This is a genomic window from Mycobacterium sp. pV006 (assembly GCF_041287115.1).
Classification (GTDB): Bacteria; Actinomycetota; Actinomycetes; order Mycobacteriales; family Mycobacteriaceae; genus Mycobacterium.
This window is the reverse complement of the sequence record NZ_JBGGKT010000012.1, coordinates 51,506-70,782: the sequence shown is the minus strand read 5'-3', so window position 1 is coordinate 70,782 and position 19,277 is coordinate 51,506. Positions and strand designations below refer to the sequence as shown.

General features: G+C 69.7%; 21 protein-coding genes and 1 tRNA gene. 10 read left to right on the top strand and 12 right to left on the bottom strand.

From position 1 onward, the window contains the following. The first annotated feature begins 49 nt into the window (after window positions 1–49). The 4 genes from glp to ACAG25_RS18425 all read left to right on the top strand — a co-directional run bounded on the left by glp (window position 50) and on the right by ACAG25_RS18425 (window position 3,233). Window positions 50–1,324 (top strand): gephyrin-like molybdotransferase Glp, encoded by a 1,275-nt coding sequence (gene glp, locus ACAG25_RS18440; RefSeq protein ID WP_370489919.1) that lies wholly within the window; start codon window positions 50–52, stop codon window positions 1,322–1,324. A gap of 4 nt (window positions 1,325–1,328) precedes the next feature. Beyond that, complete coding sequence (locus tag ACAG25_RS18435; RefSeq protein WP_370489918.1) at window positions 1,329–1,982, top strand: GNAT family N-acetyltransferase; 654 nt, start codon at window positions 1,329–1,331, stop codon at window positions 1,980–1,982. Window positions 1,983–2,136: 154 nt separating this feature from the next. After that, window positions 2,137–3,108: a gephyrin-like molybdotransferase receptor GlpR gene (gene glpR, locus ACAG25_RS18430; RefSeq protein ID WP_370489917.1), complete on the top strand. Its 972-nt coding sequence runs from the start codon at window positions 2,137–2,139 to the stop codon at window positions 3,106–3,108. A 52-nt stretch (window positions 3,109–3,160) separates the two neighbouring features. Continuing rightward, window positions 3,161–3,233, top strand: a tRNA-Ala gene (locus ACAG25_RS18425). Here the strand turns inward: ACAG25_RS18425 and ACAG25_RS18420 are convergent. After that, window positions 3,225–3,800, bottom strand: a complete 576-nt coding sequence (locus ACAG25_RS18420) for a TetR/AcrR family transcriptional regulator (protein ID WP_370489916.1) — start codon at window positions 3,798–3,800, stop codon at window positions 3,225–3,227. The two genes, ACAG25_RS18425 and ACAG25_RS18420, sit on opposite strands and share 9 nt — an antisense overlap. A 184-nt stretch (window positions 3,801–3,984) precedes the next feature. Between ACAG25_RS18420 and ACAG25_RS18415 the strand changes: the two genes are divergently transcribed. Then, window positions 3,985–5,205, top strand: a complete 1,221-nt coding sequence (locus ACAG25_RS18415) for a cytochrome P450 (protein WP_370489915.1) — start codon at window positions 3,985–3,987, stop codon at window positions 5,203–5,205. Window positions 5,206–5,216: 11 nt separating this feature from the next. On the opposite strand, the gene ACAG25_RS18410 is transcribed toward ACAG25_RS18415, so the two are convergent. The 3 genes from ACAG25_RS18410 to ACAG25_RS18400 are packed head-to-tail and all read right to left on the bottom strand — an operon-like array spanning window position 5,217 to window position 6,623. After that, on the bottom strand, window positions 5,217–5,636 hold the full coding sequence (locus tag ACAG25_RS18410; protein ID WP_370489914.1) for a DUF5313 domain-containing protein: 420 nt from the start codon (window positions 5,634–5,636) through the stop codon (window positions 5,217–5,219). After that, entirely contained in the window at window positions 5,636–6,142 is a 507-nt protein-coding gene (locus tag ACAG25_RS18405; protein WP_370489913.1) for a MarR family winged helix-turn-helix transcriptional regulator, read from the bottom strand. The genes ACAG25_RS18410 and ACAG25_RS18405 overlap by 1 nt, the downstream gene beginning before the upstream one ends. 55 nt (window positions 6,143–6,197) lie before the next feature. Then, a complete protein-coding gene (locus ACAG25_RS18400; protein ID WP_370489912.1) occupies window positions 6,198–6,623 on the bottom strand; it encodes a cupin domain-containing protein in 426 nt (141 codons plus the stop codon). Window positions 6,624–6,876: 253 nt separating this feature from the next. On the opposite strand from ACAG25_RS18400, the gene ACAG25_RS18395 reads away from it, so the two are divergent. Then, window positions 6,877–7,875 (top strand): GNAT family N-acetyltransferase, encoded by a 999-nt coding sequence (locus ACAG25_RS18395; protein WP_370489911.1) that lies wholly within the window; start codon window positions 6,877–6,879, stop codon window positions 7,873–7,875. 9 nt (window positions 7,876–7,884) lie between these two features. Here the strand turns inward: ACAG25_RS18395 and ACAG25_RS18390 are convergent, their stop codons facing one another. Beyond that, window positions 7,885–8,586: an LpqN/LpqT family lipoprotein gene (locus ACAG25_RS18390; RefSeq protein ID WP_370489910.1), complete on the bottom strand. Its 702-nt coding sequence runs from the start codon at window positions 8,584–8,586 to the stop codon at window positions 7,885–7,887. A gap of 93 nt (window positions 8,587–8,679) precedes the next feature. Between ACAG25_RS18390 and ACAG25_RS18385 the strand changes: the two genes are divergently transcribed. After that, entirely contained in the window at window positions 8,680–9,318 is a 639-nt protein-coding gene (locus ACAG25_RS18385) for a DUF5642 family protein (RefSeq protein WP_370489909.1), read from the top strand. Window positions 9,319–9,346: 28 nt separating this feature from the next. Then, window positions 9,347–10,012: a DUF5642 family protein gene (locus ACAG25_RS18380; RefSeq protein WP_370489908.1), complete on the top strand. Its 666-nt coding sequence runs from the start codon at window positions 9,347–9,349 to the stop codon at window positions 10,010–10,012. A gap of 3 nt (window positions 10,013–10,015) precedes the next feature. Here ACAG25_RS18380 and ACAG25_RS18375 read toward each other — a convergent pair whose 3' ends face one another. Next, window positions 10,016–10,624 (bottom strand): alpha-ketoglutarate-dependent dioxygenase AlkB, encoded by a 609-nt coding sequence (locus ACAG25_RS18375; RefSeq protein WP_370489907.1) that lies wholly within the window; start codon window positions 10,622–10,624, stop codon window positions 10,016–10,018. A gap of 32 nt (window positions 10,625–10,656) precedes the next feature. Beyond that, window positions 10,657–11,091 carry a redox-sensitive transcriptional activator SoxR gene (soxR, locus tag ACAG25_RS18370; protein WP_370489906.1) on the bottom strand — a complete coding sequence of 145 codons (435 nt, stop codon included), beginning with the start codon at window positions 11,089–11,091 and terminating at the stop codon, window positions 10,657–10,659. Between soxR and arcA the strand changes: the two genes are divergently transcribed. Further along, window positions 11,090–12,340 carry an arginine deiminase gene (gene arcA / locus ACAG25_RS18365; RefSeq protein ID WP_370489905.1) on the top strand — a complete coding sequence of 417 codons (1,251 nt, stop codon included), beginning with the start codon at window positions 11,090–11,092 and terminating at the stop codon, window positions 12,338–12,340. The genes soxR and arcA overlap by 2 nt on opposite strands. On the opposite strand, the gene ACAG25_RS18360 is transcribed toward arcA, so the two are convergent. Then, window positions 12,337–13,197, bottom strand: coding sequence for a hypothetical protein (locus ACAG25_RS18360; protein WP_370489904.1), 861 nt, complete (start codon window positions 13,195–13,197; stop codon window positions 12,337–12,339). The two genes, arcA and ACAG25_RS18360, sit on opposite strands and share 4 nt — an antisense overlap. A gap of 261 nt (window positions 13,198–13,458) precedes the next feature. Then, complete coding sequence (locus ACAG25_RS18355; RefSeq protein WP_370489903.1) at window positions 13,459–15,081, bottom strand: dolichyl-phosphate-mannose--protein mannosyltransferase; 1,623 nt, start codon at window positions 15,079–15,081, stop codon at window positions 13,459–13,461. 24 nt (window positions 15,082–15,105) lie between these two features. Between ACAG25_RS18355 and rsmI the strand changes: the two genes are divergently transcribed. Next, on the top strand, window positions 15,106–15,942 hold the full coding sequence (rsmI, locus tag ACAG25_RS18350) for a 16S rRNA (cytidine(1402)-2'-O)-methyltransferase (protein ID WP_370489902.1): 837 nt from the start codon (window positions 15,106–15,108) through the stop codon (window positions 15,940–15,942). On the opposite strand, the gene ACAG25_RS18345 is transcribed toward rsmI, so the two are convergent. The 3 genes from ACAG25_RS18345 to ACAG25_RS18335 are packed head-to-tail and all read right to left on the bottom strand — an operon-like array spanning window position 15,912 to window position 19,226. After that, window positions 15,912–17,159: an aminodeoxychorismate synthase component I gene (locus ACAG25_RS18345; RefSeq protein ID WP_370489901.1), complete on the bottom strand. Its 1,248-nt coding sequence runs from the start codon at window positions 17,157–17,159 to the stop codon at window positions 15,912–15,914. The two genes, rsmI and ACAG25_RS18345, sit on opposite strands and share 31 nt — an antisense overlap. Window positions 17,160–17,184: 25 nt before the next feature. Then, window positions 17,185–18,081, bottom strand: coding sequence for an RNA polymerase sigma-70 factor (locus ACAG25_RS18340; protein ID WP_370489900.1), 897 nt, complete (start codon window positions 18,079–18,081; stop codon window positions 17,185–17,187). Further along, the gene (locus ACAG25_RS18335; RefSeq protein ID WP_370489899.1) at window positions 18,078–19,226 is read right to left on the bottom strand and encodes an NAD(P)/FAD-dependent oxidoreductase; all 1,149 of its coding nucleotides are present in this window, start codon (window positions 19,224–19,226) and stop codon (window positions 18,078–18,080) included. Before ACAG25_RS18335 ends, ACAG25_RS18340 begins: the two co-directional genes overlap by 4 nt. Between the last annotated feature and the right edge of the window lie 51 nt (window positions 19,227–19,277).

The window sequence follows — 19,277 nt, the reverse complement described above, 5'->3', positions numbered from 1 at the left end:
TCGCATCAGCCGGTCGTCACCGACGGGTCTGACGGGAGAAAGGCATGTCTTGCGTTCGGTGGAGGAGCAGCAGGCGCGGGTGGTAGCGGCCGCGGTCGCCCCGCGACCGGTGCGCGTGGCGATCGCCGAGGCACAGGGGCTGATGTGCGCCGAGGAGGTGGTCACCGAGCGTCCGATGCCGGGTTTCGATCAGGCGGCGATCGACGGATACGCGGTGCGCAGCGTCGACGTGCTCGGAACCGCGGGCGGCGATGACGACGAGGACCGCGAAGACGGCGAGGACACCGCCGACCGGGACATCAGCCTGCCGGTCATGGGGTTGATCGAGGCCGGCGCGCGCACGCCCAGTCGCCTGCAACCCCGGCAGGCCGCCCGGGTGCAGACCGGCGCCCCGATGCCCACCCTGGCCGACGCGGTACTACCGCTGCGCTGGACCGACGGCGGGGAGTCCCGGGTGCGGGTGTTGCGCGGCGTCCGCTCGGGCGCCTATGTGCGGCGCACCGGCGACGACGTCCAACCGGGCGATGTCGCCGTCCGCGCCGGCACCGTCATCGGCGCCGCCCAGGTCGGGCTCCTGGCCGCGGTCGGGCGGGAGCGCGTGTTGGTGCATCCGCGGCCGCGGCTGTCGGTGATGTCGGTCGGTGGCGAACTGGTCGACATCTCCCGCACGCCGGGCAACGGGCAGGTCTACGACGTCAACTCCTATGCGTTGGCCGCGGCGGGTCGCGACGCGGGCGCGGAGGTCAACCGGGTGGGCATCGTCCCGACCGATCCGAAACTGTTGCGCGAAGTCGTCGAAGGGCAGCTCAACCGCGCCGAGGTGGTGGTGATCGCCGGCGCGGTCGGGGGAGCGGCGGCCGAGGGGGTGCGGGCCGTGCTGTCCGAACTCGGCGACATGGAGGTCGCGCGGATCGCGATGCACCCGGGCTCGGTGCAGGGTTTCGGGCAGCTGGGGCCCGACCGGGTGCCGGTCTTCCTGCTGCCGGCCAACCCGGTCAGCGCCCTGGTGGTGTTCGAGGTGATGGTCCGGCCGTTGATCCGGCTGTCCCTGGGCAAACGGCAACCGATGCGCCGGATCGTCCGAGCGCGGGCACTGTCGCCGATCGGCTCGGTGACGGGACGCAAGGGATACCTGCGTGGACAGCTGATGCGCGACCAGGACACCGGCGAGTACCTGGTGCAGGCGCTGGGCAGCGCACCGGGTGCCTCGCACCTGCTGGCGACGCTGGCCGAGGCGAACTGCCTGGTGATCGTGCCCAGCGAGGTCGAGCAGATTCGCACCGGTGAGCTGGTCGACGTCGCATTCCTGGCCCAGCGCGGCTAGGGCCGTGAACTTCCTGACCCCACGCATCCAGCACCCCGGCTGGCCGACGGCCGTCGGGCCGCTGCGGGTCCCCGGCGGTGTGGTGCGGCTGCGTCCGGTGCGGTTGCGCGACGCCGCGCAGTGGAGCCGCATCAGACTGGCCGACCGTCGGCATCTCGAGCCCTGGGAGCCCTCGGCCGATCTGGACTGGGAGGTGCGCCACTCCGTGTCGGGGTGGCCCTCGGTCTGTTCCGGGCTGCGGACCGAAGCGCGCAAAGGGCGCATGCTGCCGTACGCGATCGAGGTCGACGGTCAGTTCGCCGGCCAGTTGACCATCGGCAACATCACCCACGGCGCGCTCCGGTCGGCCTGGATCGGTTACTGGGTAGCCAGCGCGAACACCGGCGGCGGAGTGGCGACCGCGGCGCTGGCACTGGGCCTGGACCACTGCTTCGGTCCCGTCAGGCTGCACCGGGTGGAGGCCACCGTCCGTCCGGAGAACGCTGCGAGCCGAGCCGTGCTGGCCAAGGCCGGGTTCCGCGAGGAAGGTCTGCTCAAGCGCTATCTCGACGTCGACGGAGCGTGGCGGGACCACCTGCTGGTGGCGCTCACGGTCGAGGAAGTGGAGGGTTCGGTGACCTCGTCACTGGTGCGAGCCGGTCGCGCGTCCTGGACCTGACGGACGGCGGCTGCCGGTATCCCTGTTGCAGATGTGACACAAGTGACGTTTGGTGCTTGTCTCCAGCGAATTACAGGTGTGTAATTGTCTCGGCGCGCCGCCCACGGATGCGCTGGTCACACGACCTAGCCTGATGGGGAAAGGAGCAGGCGCCATGCCAAGCATCCCCCAATCTCTTCTGTGGATCTCTCTTGTCGTGCTCTGGCTGTTCGTGCTGGTGCCGATGCTGATCAACAAGCGCGACTCGGTGCGCCGAACCAGCGACGTGGCCCTGGCCACCCGGGTGCTGAACAGTGCCGCGGGCACACGGCTGCGCCGGCGTGGCCCCGCGGCCGGTCACCGCAGTGACCCCGACTGGCAGCCGAGCGAAAGTCCCGACGACGACGTCGAACACGACGAGCCCGGCCGTGCGGTGGTCATGGTCGCCGCCGAACGTGGCGCGGCCGACGAACCCGACTACCTCGACGTCGACGTCGTCGAGGAGCCCGACGCCCTCCCGGTCGGTGCGTCCGCGGGCGCCGACCAGGCGCGCGAAGACGACGAGGCGTCCGACCCCGTCGAGCCCGAACTGCCCCTCGAAACCGTCGCCGAGACCGAGGACGCCGCCGACGACGAGTACGAGGGCGAGGACGACGCGGACGCGGACGACGAGCCCGCCGCCCAGAGCGATCGCCGCATCCCGGATGCGGTCGGTGCCGCCCGCCGGCGCCGCCGCGAATCGGACACCGCGGCCGCCGTGGCGGCCCGCAAGTACCGCTTCCGCACCCGCACCCTGACGGTGATGGCAGTCCTGCTGCTGACCAGCGCGGTCGCGGCGCTGACGTGGTCGTCGTCGATGTGGTGGGTCACCACCATCGTCGGCGTGGTCGCGGTCCTGTATCTGGCGTATCTGCGCCGTCAGACCCGCATCGAGGAGCAGGTGCGGCGCCGGCGCGCGCAGCGGATGGCGCGGTCACGACTGGGGGTGGAGAACACCAGCGACCGCGAGTTCGATGTCGTACCGTCGCGTCTGCGTAGGCCGGGCGCTGCGGTCCTGGAGATCGACGACGAGGACCCCGAGTTCGAGCATCTCGAGTACGTCGCGTTCGCCCGCCACTACGACCTGCCGCGGGCGGCCGGTCAGTAGGACCTCGCGATTTCTGCCGGTGCGCGCAGGCTGCTAACCTGTACCGGCATCAGGGGCTATGGCGCAGTTGGTAGCGCGACTCGTTCGCATCGAGTAGGTCAGGGGTTCGATTCCCCTTAGCTCCACAGAGTTTCAGATCTGTCGTCCACCTGGTACGCCGGGCCGAAGAATCGGCGCACCGCAATCTCCTCGGCGTTCGCGTCGGCGAGTGGCCAGTGCCAGAGCGCCAGGAACACGCGGATCAGCCATTCCGCGGCCAGAGGGTCCGGATTGTCCGGACCCACCATTTCGGTGGCGAAAGCGACGATCGCGGGTGACTCCGCCAGCCACCCGGTTCCGGGTGGCCCCGGCGTCGAGCGCATGACTTGCGCCAACGGGTCGGTGCGCATGCGTCGCAGGGCGACAACGGTTGCGGTGACGACACGTTCGGAGCCGCTCAGATCCGCGATCGCTTCGCGGACCGACTCGAGAATGCGTTCTGCGTGCCTGCTCAGCACCGCATCGCGGATCGCTTTCTTCCCTCCGGCGTGGCGGTAGATCGTTGCCGGCGAGCAGTGCACCATCGCCGCCAGGGCATCGATGCTGAAGGCGTCGTAGCCATCGCGGGAGATGAGTTCCGCCGCTGCCGCGTAGATCCGTTCCACGCCGGCGCTGTGTCTGTCGCGCCCGATCAGCCAGTCATCGGTCGGCACCGCCGACTCCTTAAGAGGTCATGGGAAATTTTCTCACTATGAGAAAAATAGCGGAGTTCTCATCACGAAAGGGCCTTGTCTGCGCAGTCGTATGAGAACGGTTGCCCGCGGACTCCGCGGGCCGGTTCCGCGACTTCACCGTGAGCCGTTGACCCAGTTCATCGTCCGACGCGAGTCTTGTGTGATGACAGCTGTGGTGGATCCGGACGAGTTCTTCGGCAGCGCGGCGATACAGGACCCCGGCCGGCTGTACGACGCGATGCGCAGTCGCGCACCTGTGAACCGGATCGGAGACTCCGGGTTCTATGCAGTGTGCGGCTGGGACGCGGTCATCGAAGCGCTCGGCCGTGTCGAGGACTTCTCGTCGAACCTGACCGCGACGATGGTCTACCACGAGGACGGGACCGTCACGCCGTTCGAAATGGGAAGCCTCGGGGGACCGATGCATGCCCTGGCCACCGCCGACGATCCGGTGCACGCGACGCATCGGAAGCTCTTGCTGCCCCATCTGTCGGCGCGCCGCGTACGTGTCATCGAAGAATTCGCCGAAGGGGCTGCCAAGACTCTCCTGTCCGACGCGCTGGCCGACGGCCAGGTCGAATGGATGGGCGCTCTGGCCAACCGGCTGCCCATGATGGTGGTCGCACGTCTGCTCGGCCTACCCGACGACGACGTGGACAGCCTGATACGACTCGGATACGCCACCACCACGCTCCTCGACGGAATCGTCAGCGCGTCCCAACTCGAAGCCGCCGGGATGGCTGCGATGGAACTGTCGGCATACGTCCTCGAGCACTTCGAGAAGGCGGCCGAGAGCGCTGCGCCCGGACTGATAGGCGACCTGGCGCAGCGCACCAGATCCGGTGAGCTGGAACAGCTTCCGGCGCTGGCGATCATGCTCACATTGTTCAGCGCGGCCGGCGAGTCCACCGCTTCACTGCTCGGTAGCGCGGCCTGGGTCTTGGCCGGGCACCCCCACATCCAAGAACAGCTTCGTGCCGCACCTGATCTGCTGGGAGTCTTCATCGAGGAAACGCTGCGCTACGAGGCGCCGTTTCGCGGCCACTACCGGCACGTGGTCTCCGACACCACACTTGCCGGCGTGGAGTTGCCCGCGGGATCGCGGCTGCTGCTGATGTGGGGAGCCGCCAACCGCGATCCCGGACAGTTCGACAGGCCTGATGAGTTCCGGTTGGACCGCGGTTCAGCGAAAACGCATCTCACGTTCGGCAGGGGCGCGCACTTCTGCGTCGGGGCCGCATTGGCCCGACTGGAAGCGCACATCGTGTTGGCGTCGCTGCTCGAGGCAACGGCATGGATCGACGCGACCGACGTCGGCCGATGGTTGCCCAGCATTCTGGTACGCCGCCTCGAACGGCTGCAGCTGAGGCTCGAGGCGCGCTGACCGGCGGAACCTCAGAACGGACTGCTGTTCGACTGATAGCGCGACTCCTCGGGCCGCGGACCGTACTTGCGGATGTAGTCCTCGTGCATGCGGGCCTGCTTCTTGCGCTTGATCACGTCCACCAGATTGGGATCGAGGCCGTGCTGGGCCAGGCGGTGGCGGCGCCACACCTTGTTCAGCGCGATGGCCATCAGGATCGCCCAGACGTAGATGGGTGCGGTCATCTCCAGGCGCATGTAGATCGGGACCGGGATCAGCCAGAACGGAGCCAGGATCAACGCCGGCGGAATCGAGTACCGGATCATGTGCCGCCGGATCGCGCCGTGACCCGCGAGGTCCTCGGCGACCCACCGGTTCATCGACTTCGGCAGTCGGCGTCCGTAACAGTAGGTGAGGTACTGCCACAGGTTCGGCTTGGTGGCGGTGGTCATCACGACTCCTTCGTTGTCTGGGTCTGCTGGAGCGCTCCGGTGGCCAGCGCTGCCTGGTTGACGCGGGTGAGCACCCGGTGGAGGTCTTCGAGTTCGGCGGGATCGGCCCCCAGGCGCGCGGTCACCGCATCCGGTATGCCGACCGCACGCTCACGCAGTGACACTCCCGCCTCGGTCAGTCGCACTTCCGTCGCCCGCTCGTCGGTGGCGCTGCGGGACCGCGTGATCAGCCCTGAGGCGTCGAGGCGCTTGAGCATCGGCGACAGGGTCGCCGAGTCCAGTTGCAGCAGACCCGCGATCTGCTTGACCGACAACGCGGAATCCGGGGACTTCTTGTGGTGGTCCCACAGTGCCAGCATCACCAGGTACTGCGGATGGGTCAGGCCGAGCGGTTCGAGCAGCGGCCGGTAGACCGCCAGCACGGCGCGGTTGGTGACCGCGAGGGCGAAGCACACCTGGCGTTCGAGGGAGAGCGGATCGGCCTGGGCCGTGGGAACCACAGACATGGTTCCATCGTGCCCGATTAGTTAGTGTCCTAACAATATCGATTCGCTCACACGCTCACTCCGGCGACGGCGTACCGATCAGCACGGCGCTCAGGCGGCAACCGGCGGGGCCGGCCCGCCAGGCGTGGTCCACACCGGTGAGAACGACCAGGTCGCCCTGCTCCAGGGCGTGAGCGCCGTCGTCGAGGATCAGCTCCACGCTGCCCGACAACACCGTCTCCAGGTCGACGGTGTCGGTGTGGTGCATCGGCGTCACCGACTCCGGTCCGAGCTCGACCACCATCCATCGCGCCAGACCGGGCGCGATGCCCTGGTCGATCAACGGCGCCGAACCGGCGGGCCGGGCGGGCGGCGGCGCGCTCGTCGTCGCGTAGGGCACAGCCATCGCGAATCCGGGTGCCAGTTCGTCGAGCGTCAGCTCACTGTCGCTGACGACGCACGACCTGCCCTCGGCGTCGGTTCCGGTGATCAACGTGCGCACGGCGTTCCTTCCGCAGGGTTTCGGGGCCGTCTGTGATCATCCGGCACGTCGTGCCGGCCATGGGTGTCGGGTGGGTGGCTACGACGCACGTCGACGATGAGGAACTCTTCGCCACCGATGAAGGCGTGTGCTCCCGTCGCTGAGTCGTTCCTACCGTCGCATCGGATACCCCGACCGCCGGATCAGAACCAGCACCGGATCCGGTGCGCGCGAATCCTTGCCGGACTTCGGCAACCGACCGTAGCCTCGTGAAATGTCGGGCCCCACCGCGGCGTGCGCCGAGGACCTCGCGACCCTCGCGGTGTTCGACGGCGTCCCGGTCGAGGCGCTGACGTCGCTGGCCACCCAACTGCGGCCGCTGACCGCGGCGCCCGGACAGGTACTGATGCAGCAGGGCGAGCTCGCGGTGTCGTTCCTGCTGGTGGCCACCGGTCATGCCGAGGTCACCCATGTCGGCGCCGACGGGCACGACGTCGTCGTCGACCTCGGTCCGGGGCTGATCGTCGGTGAGATCGCGCTGCTGCGCGACGCGCCGCGCACCGCCACCGTGGTGGCGACCGAACCGCTTCGCGGGTGGGTCGGTGGGCGAGAGGCGTTCTCGACGATGCTGGAGGTCCCCGGCCTCGTCGACCGGCTGGTGCGGACCGCCCGCCAGCGCGTCGCGGCGTTCATCACGCCGGTTCCGGTACGCGTGCGCGACGGCACCGAGTTGTTCCTGCGTCCGGTGCTGCCGGGCGACGTCGAGCGCACCGCCGCCGGCCGCGTCGAGTTCTCCACCGACACGATCTACCGGCGGTTCCAGTCGGTCCGGAAACCGACGAGATCGTTGATGACCTACCTGTTCGAGGTGGACTACCTCGAACACTTCGTGTTCGTGCTCACCGACGGCGCCGACGGACCCGTGGTCGCCGACGCGCGCTTCATCCGCGACCACGACGACCCCTCCGAAGCCGAGGTGGCCTTCATCGTCGGAGACGACTTCCAAGGCCGCGGCATCGGCACGCTCCTGATGTGGGCGCTCGTGGTGGCCGCCCGCGATGACGGCGTGCGGCGCTTCACCGCCCGGGTGCTGGCCGACAACGCCCCGATGCGCGCCATTTTCGACCGGTTCGGTGCGGTGTGGCGGCGCGACGATCTCGGCGTCGTGACGACCACCGTCGACGTCCCCGAAGTCGACGACGTGCCGTTGCCGGCGACGCTGATCAGGCAGATCCGCGACATGGCGCGGCAGGCGATCCGCGCCGTCGGCTGACCGGCAGGGTCAGGGAACGATGCGGGTCTGCTCGTCGATCGCGCTGGTGGCCTCCATCAGCGGTACGGCCTGTTCCTCGGGGCCCTCGACATCGATCTGCAGCACGTAGAGCCCGTCGGAACCGGGGATGGTGACGGTCTTCTGGGCGACCATGTGCGGTACGCCCTCTCGGACGTAGAGCCCGCCGATCGTCACCGCCTCGAAGCCGCTGAGCTGCCCGGCCTGTCCGGTCTCGGGACCCTCGAACTCCGGCAGCGTCTTGAGGCCCTGCGGTGCGTACTCCAACACCTTCGCGGGATCGACGTTGCCGGTCAGCCGGAAGACACGGGAGATCAGGGTGGCCGGCGGCGTGGTCAGTGCCGGGTCGCCGCCGAACGACAGGGCGCTGAAGGCGTCCTGGGGGGCGTCGGGACCCATCTCCGTCCAGCCCTCGAGGGCCGGCAGCTCGATGGTCGGAGCGCCCGCGGCGCCGCGTGACACCGGCGTGCGCACCAGGTTGTTCTCGGCGATGTATTCGTCGAGTGTCATGGCAGCGGCGGGTGCGTCCGGGCCGGTGGGGGGATCCGCGGGAGCTTCGGAGGTGGTTTCCGACGTGGTGGCCGCGACCGACGACGTCTCCGCCGATTCGCCCTCCGATCCGCACGCGGCCAACCCGATCGCGAGCGCGACCGCGGCGATGCTGACGGCGCCGGCTCGCATGAGGTCTGTCATGTGGTCTCCTGTTCGTCAGCCCGCGGCGGGTCGGTCCACCACGAACGCCGGATCGAACCGCAGCATATCGGTCGCCGTGGTATCAAGGCCGACGTGAGGTGGTTCGCGATGGGCGTGCTGGCTTCGCTGTGCGCGGCCTGTGCTACCCCTGCACCCCCGGATGCCGCACCCACGACGGCGCAGTCGGTCGGCCCGGTCGACCCCGTCCGTATCGACCGCGTCCGCAGCCAGGTTCCCGACGGCTACGAGGTCACGTCCTACACCGGCCCGCCGTCGCCGATCACGTTGTGGGGCATGGGGGATGGCCCGGTCGCCGATCCGCCCGAATGTCTGGCGCTGGCCGTCCCGCCGGTCGATCCGACGACCACCAGAGGGTGGTCGGCGTCAGGGCCGGGCGGGATCATCTACGCGGTCGTGGCAGCCACGACCGGGCCGACCGACGTCGATTGCCCGCGCTGGGAGCTGACTTCGACGCGCAGCAGCGCCACCGTCACCGCCATTCCTGCGCCCGCGCTCACCGCGGCGCGCAGCGACGGCATGAAGACCGAGGCGCGCACGGTCGTCGAAGGCGGGACCGAAACACACACGCACGCCGACACATTCGTCGCCCATTTGGACGGCCACCTGGGTCTGGTGACGGTGGTGACCGACCCGGGCGCGACGCACCCTCCGCTGACCACCGACTTCGCCGCCGATCTGTTCGCCGAAACGGTGGCGGCGTTGCGCAGTTGAGGCGTGCGGCGCGGGTACATTGGCGCCGATGTTCATCCGGCGCAAGATCGTCGCGGCGCTGACCGCGTGCGTGTGTGTAGTGGCCTGTCAATCCGATCAGGGCGACGACCTGTCCCGAGCCGACATCGCCAAGGTCGCCGAGCTGCAGGCCGGCTTCGGTCCGTCGTTCACCACGAACGCGGTGGGGCCCGCGGCGGTCGACCCCCGACTGCTGGCGCCCTCGACGCTGCCCGCCGGGTTGACGTTCGACCCCGCCGACTGTGCGGCCAGTGCGGATCGGCGGTCGGTGCCCGAAGGCACCAAGGGCAACATGGCCGCCGTCACCGCCGAGGGCGACGGTGTGCGTTACATCGTGATCGCGGTGGAGACCTCCGAGCCCGTGCCGGTCGATGCGCCCGGCGAGCAGTGCCGCAAGGTCGCGTTCAGCGGCTCGGGGGTGCGCGGTCTGGTCGAGGTCGTCGAGGCGCCGCAGATCGCGCACACCGAGACCGTCGGCACCCACCGCATCCTGCAGACCACGACGGCGCAGGGGCCCCGGACCGGCGAGTTGTACAACTACGTCGCCAAATTCGGGAACTTCGTCGTGATCGTCACCGCGAATCCGTTGGTGGTGGCCGACAAACCGGTCGCCGACGTCGACACCGCGCGCGCCCGCGACCTGGTGACTCAGGCCGTGCGTCTGGTCAGGAACTGACGGTCACCGCACGTCGTGCGGGCGGAACTGGATGCTGATGCGCGGACCGGTGGGCCGGCTGGTCTTGGGCACGGCGTGTTCCCAGGTGCGCTGGCACGAACCGCCCATGACCAGCAGATCGCCGTGGTGATGGCGTAACCGCAGCGACGGCCCGCCGCCGCGAGGACGTAACGCGAAAACCCGTGTGGCGCCGAGCCCGACGATCGCCACCATGGTGTCCTCGGTGCTGCTGCGGCCGATGTTGTCGCCGTGCCAGGCCACCGAGTCGTCGCCGTCGCGGTAGAGGTTGAGTCCCGCGGTGACGAACGGTTCGCCGAGTTCGCCGGCGTAGATGTCGTTGAGGCGGCGGCGCAGCTGCTTCAGGCGGGGATGGGGCGCCGGCTCGTCGACCAGATGGTGATAGCTGACCGGGCGGGGCACGTCGAGCATCCGGTCGTACATCTGGCGCCGCTCGGCACGCCACGGAATGGTGTCGAGCAACTCGTCGAACAGGGTGTCGTCGCGCACCCCGTCCTGCGACAGCCAGCCGGATCGCACCTCCAGCCAGGCGCCGCTGCCGAGGTCGCGGCGGTCGGCCTGGTCGAACAGAGAGCTCTGCAACGCCTGCTCCATGCGACCCAGGTTATCGCACAATTGTTCGATGTCTACAGGCCTGGCGCGCCCGGCCCCTGACCTGCCAGCACATCGTCGGGGTTGACCAGCGCGCACACTTTCAGGCTCAGACACCCACAGCCGATACAGCCGGACAGGTTGTCGCGCAGCCGCTCGAGGTGCGCGATGCGCTCGTCGAGTTCGGCGCGCCAACCCGCCGACAGCCGCGCCCAGTCCTTGCTGGTCGGCACCCGGTCGCCGGGCAGGGTGGCCAGCGCTTCGCGGATCCGGGAGAGCGGGATGCCGAGGCGCTGCGACATCCGGATGAACGCGACGCGGCGCAGGGTGTCGCGGGTATAGCGGCGCTGGTTTCCCCCGGTACGGGTGCTGGTGATCAGGCCCTGGCGTTCGTAGAAGTGCAGGGCGGAGACCGCGACCCCGCTGCGCGCCGACATCTCACCGGGCGTCAGCTCGGCGGGCCTGTCCATGACCTCAACCATAGTTGAGGCGGTGGTTGGCATTACGGTGCTAGATGTGGCGGTGCTCGGATGCGATTCGGAGGTCGGGACGCTGCGCGTGGTCATCCTGCATCGGCCGGGACCGGAACTGCAGCGCCTGACGCCGCGCAACAACGACACGCTGCTGTTCGACGGTCTGCCCTGGGTGGCGCGGGCCCAGGAGGAGCATGACGCGTTCGCCGCGCTGCTGCGGTCGCGCGGCGTCGAGGTCCTGTTGCTCGGCGACCTGCTGACCGAAGCGCTGGCCAACAGCGGCGCGGCACGCATGCACGGGATCTCCGCGGCGGTCAACCCGCGGCGGCTGGGTTCGCCGCTGGCGCAGGAACTCTCGGCGTATCTGCGGACACTCGCCGCGCCGGATCTGGCGCGGGTGCTGATGGCGGGCATGACATTCGACGAGCTGCCCTTCGGTGAGAATGAACTGTCCCTGGTGCGCCGTATGCACCACGGTGCGGACTTCGTCATCGACCCCCTGCCCAACCTGCTCTTCGCGCGGGACTCGTCGTTCTGGATCGGGCCGCGGGTGGCCATCACGTCACTGGCGCTGCCCGCGCGGGTGCGCGAAACGTCGCTGACCGACGTGATCTACGCCCACCACCCGCGTTTCCTGGGCGTGCGCCGCGCCTACGAGTCGCGGTCGGCGCCCGTCGAGGGTGGGGACGTGCTGCTGCTGGGGCCCGGTGTGGTGGCGGTCGGCGTCGGGCAACGCACCACCCCGGCAGGTGCAGAAGCGTTGGCGCGCAGTCTCTTCGATGATGGCCTCGCCCACACTGTGCTCGCGGTGCCGATCGAGCAGGGCCGCGCGCAGATGCATCTGGACACTGTCTGCACGATGGTCGACACCGACGCGGTGGTGATGTATCCGAACATCGTCGACTCACTCACCGCGTTCCCGATCCGTCGCGCCGCCGACGGGGTGACCATCGGCCGCGCAGCGCCGTTCGTGGACGTCGCCGCCGACGCGATGGGCATCGGCAAGCTGCGCGTGATCGACACCGGCCTGGACCCGGTGACCGCCGAGCGTGAACAGTGGGACGACGGCAACAACACCCTGGCCCTGGCCCCGGGCGTGGTGGTGGCCTACGAACGCAACACCGAAACCAATGCCCGCCTTGCCGATTCGGGGATCGAGGTGCTGCCGATCGCGGCCTCGGAGCTGGGGACCGGCCGAGGCGGTCCGCGCTGCATGTCCTGCCCGGCGGCCCGCGACCCGCTCTAGCTGCCGCGTCTGCGCCGCCGATGTAGCGCCTCGCGGCACTCGCTCAGGAGGTGTGACCACTGTTGGTCCGGTAGCGCCTCGATCAGTTGCCAGTCTTCTTGCCTCAACAGATCCCGGAAGCGCACGTCACGGTCGAGGCTGCGGCGATGTCCGCCCCACTCGACGCCGACCCTGTAGCGCGGCCAGCCCATACCGAGCCGGTCATCCCACCAATTCTCAGTCAGCGGGATCGAGGTTCGCGGCCGCGGTAGTCCAGCCTCGATCAGCCGCAGTCGGATCAGCGACTCCTGCGGTGAGCGGGCACCGCCATCCATGAATCTGATGGCCCTGAACGCGGTCGCCATGCCGCGTGCACCCCGATAGCGCAGGCGAAGGGCCATCACATCCCTTGCCGTCAGTTCGGTTGCGGCGCAGAGTTGGTCGAGGTGGATGATGGCTTCGTCGGTGGGAAGCTGACGTGCCAGGTCCAGCGCCGTCCGCGCCGGGGACGTCAGACGCATCCGTCCGTACGGCGTGATCTCGTCGTCCTCTATCCGCTCGTTGCGGATGACCACACCGGGGCGAGCCCGCTTGGGCTTCCCGATCAGTTCGATGTCGGGGGCGGCCTGTGCTCTTTCGGCGCCGTGAAGTGCGGCGGCGGTATGTCCGGCGAGGATCCCTGTGCCGTCGGTCCACAACCACGCTGCCATGGCTCGCGTGTAAATGCTGAGACGGCGGCTCTTGTGGACGTAGACATCCGGGTAGATCCGGCGATAGTTCCAGCGCAGGTCACCTCGAGTCAGTTCCCCTGCGGCGATGGCTTGGCTGCCGATGATCGGTTCGTACATGTACGCGAGCGTCTCGCCGCGCTCCGACATCTTCGGGCCGAATGCGGCCGGACATGGTGGCAGCTGTGGAACAACTGCCGGTTGGGGACTGCCTGCCGGTTGCGGACTGCCTGCCGGTGGGGGACTGCCTGTCGGTTGGGGACGGTCGTGGGGGTGCCGTGACGTTCGTCGGCAGGTGCTAGGGCCGAGATGAACCTGAGGGCTGTGGAAAGCGGTGGGCTTGACGAATCGAACAGCCATGGTGTCGATCTGGCCAGAACAACGGCAAGCCAAAAGTCGGCAGGAGGCTGGCTACCGCCAGGACGGCAGCCAGATCTGCATGTTCCAGGTGTGCTGCGAGATCGGCAGGCCGGTCAGCACCGGATACAGCCACGCGAAGTTCGTGATCACCAGCGCCACATAGAAACACACCACCAGCAGCCCGAGCGTGCGACGCTCGGTACCCATCCTGCTCCCCACGTCCGCGGTACCCATTCTGCTCCTCACGTCCGCGGTGGCCATTCTGCTCCTCACGTCCGCGGTGCTCTGCCCGCGCTGATAGAGGATGTCGCCGAGGATCATCGCGATGATCATCACCAGGAACGGCGCCATGGTGGCGGCGTAGAAGAAGTACATCTGCCGGTCGATGCCGACGAACCACGGCAGGAATCCCGCGCTGTAGCCCACGAGCAGCGCCGCGTACCGCCAGTCGCGTTTGACGAACGCGCGCCACACCGCCCACGCCAGCACCGGGACCGCGATGAACCACATCGCCGGCGTACCGACCAGCAGCACCGCCTTTACACACGACTGTGCCCCGCATCCCGACACGTTCTCGTTGTCGATCGCATACAGCACCGGACGCAACGACATCGGCCACGCCCACGGTTTGGACTCCCACGGGTGGTGGTTGCCGTCGGCGTTGGTCAAACCGGAATGAAAGCTGTAGGCGGCGTAGGTGTAGTGCCACAGGGAACGCAGCGCGTCCGGTATGGGCAGCACGCTGTCGGGGCCGATGGCGCGACCCACCTGATGCCGGTTGATCGCCGTCTCCGAAGCGAACCACGGCGTGTAGGTCGCCAGGTACACCGCGAGCGGGACCACCACCAGCGCGTAGAGCGCGGGACCGACATCGCGCCCGAGAGTCCCGAGCCAGGGCCGCGGCACCCGGTACTGCTTGCGCGCGGCGACGTCGAAGGCCACCGACATCACCCCGAAGAAGGCCACGAAGTACAGCCCCGACCACTTCGTCGCGCACGCCATACCGAGCAGCACGCCGGCGCCGAACCGCCACCACCGCACACCCAGTCGAGGACCCCACGTGGTCGCGGCGATCCGGCCCTCCAGGAACGCGGTGTGCAGTCGCTCGCGCACCTGGTCCCGATCGACGATCAGGCAGCCGAACGCGGCGACGACGAACATGGTGAGAAAGCCGTCGAGCAGTGCGGTGCGGGACGTGACGAACGTGACGCCGTCGGCGATGATCAGCAACCCTGCGATCCCGCCCACCAGCGTCGACCGGCTGATCCGGCGCGCGATGCGCACCACCAGGACCACCAGCACCACCCCGCAGACGGCGCCGGAGAAGCGCCAGCCCAGCGCGGTGTAGCCGAAGATCGCCTCGCCCAGCGCGATCAGCTGCTTGCCGAGCGGCGGATGAACCACCAGCCCGTATCCGGGGTTGTCCTCGACACCGCTGTTGTGCAGCATCTGCCAGGCCTGCGGCGCGTAGTGCTTCTCGTCGAAGATCGGCGTGCCGGCGTCGGTGGGGGAGCCCAGGTTCAGGAAGCGGGTGATCGCGGCCAGCGCGCCCAGGACCGCCGTCATCGCCCAGCCCTGCAGCCGGTCCAGCGGGCCGAAGTCGGCGACCGGCACCAACGGCGCGGGACTGGCCACCGGTGCCCCGCGCGGGGCTTCGGTGGCGGCGACGGTCACGCAAGCGATCGTAGGCTGTCAGTCATGGCCATCGGACGACTGCTCATCGGTGCCACGCCGCTGGGACAGCCGCTCGACGCTTCGGTGCGGCTGGTGCGGGCGCTGGGTGGCGCGGACGTGGTCGCCGCCGAGGACACCCGCCGCGTGCGGGCGCTGGCGGCCGCTCTCGAGGTGCGGATCGTCGGGCGGGTCGTGAGCCTGTTCGACAACAACGAGGCGACGCGCGTGCCGGCCCTGGTCGACGACATCCGCGCCGGCGCGACGGTGCTGCTGGTCAGTGACGCCGGTATGCCACTGATCAGCGACCCCGGGTATCGCCTCGTGTCGGCGTGCATCGACGCCGACGTACCCGTGCAGTGTCTGCCGGGGCCGTCGGCGGTGACCACCGCGTTGGCGGTGGCCGGGCTGCCCGCCGAGCGGTTCTGCTTCGAGGGCTTCGCGCCCCGCAAACAGTCCGCGCGCAGGACGTGGCTGCAGTCGCTGACGCTGGAGGAGCGCACGTGCGTGTTCTTCGAGTCGCCGCGCCGGCTCGGCGACTGCCTGCGCGACGCCGTGGAGGTGCTCGGCCCGCAGCGGCGTGCGGCGGTGTGCCGGGAACTGACCAAGACCCACGAGGAGATCGTGCGCGCGACGCTGGGGGAGTTGGCCGAGTGGGCTGCCGAGGGCGTCCTCGGCGAGGTGACGGTGGTGCTGGCCGGTGCGACGCCGGTGGCCGACATCGATGCGCTGGTCGAGCAGGTGAACCGTCTGGTCGACGACGGGATGCGGGTCAAGGACGCGTGCGCGCAGGTGGTGGCGTCCACGCCGGGTGCGCCGTCGCGCCGGGAGCTCTACGACGCGGTGCTGCGGGCCCGCGCCTGAGCGGCCGCTCCGAGGATCGGCGCCGCCTTGTGCAGGCACTCCTGCCACTCGGCGACGGGGTCGGAGTCGGCGGTGATGCCTCCTCCGACGCCGAGCACCGCGCCGCCGTCGGAGGTGAACTCGACGGTGCGGATCGCCACGTTCAGCTCGCAGCCGGCCACCGGGGACGCGAACCCGACGGTTCCGCAGTACACCCCGCGGCGGTGCGGCTCCCAGCGGGAAAGAAGTTGCCGCGCCCGGCTTTTCGGTGTCCCGGTGACCGACGCCGGCGGGAAGGTCGCGTCCAGCAGAGCACCCATCGGGAGGTCGGCGGGCACCTCGGCGGCCACCGTCGACACCAGGTGCCACACCCCCGGCGCGGGGCGGACGGCCAGCAGGTCCGGCACCGTCACCGTCCCGGTGCGGGCGACGCGGCCGAGATCGTTGCGGACCAGGTCGACGATCATGATGTTCTCGGCGACGTCCTTGGCTGACGCGCGCAGGGCGCCCGGATGGGCCGTGCGTGGCAATGTGCCCTTGATGGGGCTGGAGGTCACCGATTCGCCACGGCGACACAGGAACAGCTCCGGCGACAATGACGCGACGGCGCCCCAGTCGCCGGCGAGGTAGGCCGCGCGGGCCGGATCGGTGCGGGCCACCGCGTCGGCGAAGAAATCCAGGGTGTCGCCGTCGAGGGTGCCGGTGAACTGCGTGCACACGCAGGCCTGGTACACCTCGCCGGCGGTGATCGCCTCCAGGCAGGCCGCCACACCGCGCTGGTGCGCGTCGTGGTCGGCGGCGTTCCAGGTGATGACCGCATCACCGGTCGGGACGGTGTCGGTCAGCGCATCGGTCGCCCACCCGGGAGGGGCGGCGCCGCTGAGGCTTTCGTGCCACCACACGCCGTCGCGGTCGCAGCGCAGGACGTGGTCGGACCAGCCGCCGGCAGCCGACGGCACCCGGGGGCCGGCACCGTCCGCGCCGGCGTCGGGGTAGGCGAGATAACCGAACCATCCGCCGCCCACCGGGCCGTCGTCGCGTGCGCCGGGCGGGACGTCGAAGACGTCGCCGGCGGGTACCGGGGCGGCGTCCAGCGACGGTGCGATGACCGCGCGCGAGGAGAACCAGTCGCCGGTCACCGCCGCCGGCGGCGGCAACCGGAGCCGACGCGTCGCCGCGCCCAAGGCGCGCAGCACCGCCGGGGCGTCGCCCAGGTCGCCGAGTCGGTCGATGCGCACGCGCTCAGCTTGTCAGATGTCGCGGTCAGCGGCCGATCCGGCGCGGCACGGTCACCGCGACCAGCTTCTCGGGGTTGCGCATCGCGTAGAAGTTGGTGATCCGGCCGTCGATCACCTCGAAGGTCACCACTCCTTCCAAGCGGTCGCCCAGGTACAACACCAGCGCAGGTGCGCTGTTGTAGACGGCGGGCTCGACCCGGCCCTCGTCGCCGGCGAGGCGCACGAAGCCCAGGATCAGGCGCGCGACCCGCTCGGCACCGGCCACGGGGCGACGGGCCGCGGAGACCTTGCCGTCGCTGTCGGCGGTCCACACCACATCGGGCGCCAGCATCGCCATCAGTCCGTCGAGGTCACCGGTGGCCGCGGCGGCGAAGAACCGCGTCGTGATCTCGGCACCCAGCTTGGCGTCGACGGGCTCGAACCGTTTGCGTCGCGACTGCACGTGCTCGCGGGCCCGGTGGGCCATCTGCCGCACCGCAGCCGTCGACTTGCCCAGGGTGGCCGCGATCTCGTCGTGCCCGAAGCCGAACACCTCCCGCAGCACGAACACTGCGCGTTCGTCGGGACTCAATGTCTCGAGCACCACGAGCATCGCCATCGACACCGACTCGGCGAGCACCACGTCGGCCGACGGATCCTCTTCGGTCAGCAGCGGTTCGGGCAGCCACGGACCGACGTAGTCCTCCCGGCGGCGGGACTGTGCGCGCAGCGCGTTGAGGGCCTGGCGGGTGACCAGCTGGGCCAGGTAGGCCTTGGTGTCGGTGACCGTGTCCAGGTCCACCTCGGCCCAGCGTAGGTAGCTGTCCTGCAGGACGTCATCGGATTCCGTTGCGCTGCCCAGGATCTCGTAGGCGATGGTGAACAGCAGCGGGCGTAGGTGGGTGAACCGTTCGGCGTGTTCGTCGTCGCCGGCGCGGTTCATGAGACCGGCACCGTCGCGGTCACCGAGCGCTCGGGGCCCCGGCGCAGGGCGTAGGACCCGGGCCGTTCGGCCTCGCCGCCCATCCATTTCACCGTCCACCGGCACACCTGCTCCTTGATGAACGCCCCGGCCCGGCCACCGACGTACAGCGGGAGAGGGGTGTCGTCGGCGCGTTGGATCTGCAGCGTGCCCGCGCGGCGGCCCAGGCTGATGCATTGAGCCGACATCGGGATGGTCACCCGGGCGGGTGCGGTGCCGGCGATGCGCGCCAGCACCGTCTCGGCGGCGTGCGCCCCCATCGGCATGCTCGCCTGGCAGCTCATCCGGTACGGCCGGCCCGACGGGGTGGCGGCGTCGCCGGCGGCGACGATGCGGTCGTCGTCGACGCTGGTCAGGGTCTCGTCGGTGACGACGCGGCCGAGCTCGTCGGTGGTCAGGCCGCTGGCGGCGGCCAGTCCGGGCACACCGAAGCCGGCGGTCCAGACCGTCACCGCGCTGGGGATGCGGCGGCCGTCGGCGAGCACGACGCTCTCGGCGGTCACCTCGACGACGGGCGCCTCGATCATGGTGACTCCGAGCTTGCGCAACTGCTTGGTCACCGAGCGGCGTCCCGGTGCGCTGAGCGACGGTGCGATGGCGTCGGCCACCAGCGTGACGGGCCGGCCCGCCTCGGCGAACTCCGAGGCCGCTTCGATGCCGGTCAGCCCGGCGCCCACGACGACGATGGGGGCGGTCTCGGCGGTGTCGTCGAGCTTTGTCCGCAGCCGCTGGGCCTGCTCGAATTCGCTGACCGGATACACGAATTCGCTGCCGGGAACGGCTGCGGCGACCGTACCGGTGCTGCCGACGGCATACACCAGATAGTCGTAACCGAGCGTCTGGCCGGAGGCCAACTCGACGCGGCGTCCGGCGACGTCGATGGCGCAGACGGTGTCGACGACCAGGTCGACGCCTCGGTGCAGGAGGGTCCCGAACTCGGCGACGGCATCGTCGTTTCCGGCGGCCAACTGGTGCAGCCGGATCCGCTCCACGAACTGTGGCCGGGGGTTGACCAGCGTGACGTCGGCGTGCGGGGCCAACCGGTTGGCCGCCATCACGCCGGCGTACCCGCCACCGATGACGACGATCTTCGGGTTCTCGGTCATGACGTTCTCCTCAGGTCGATCCGGCTCGATCAGCCGGTCTGCCCTCGAGAC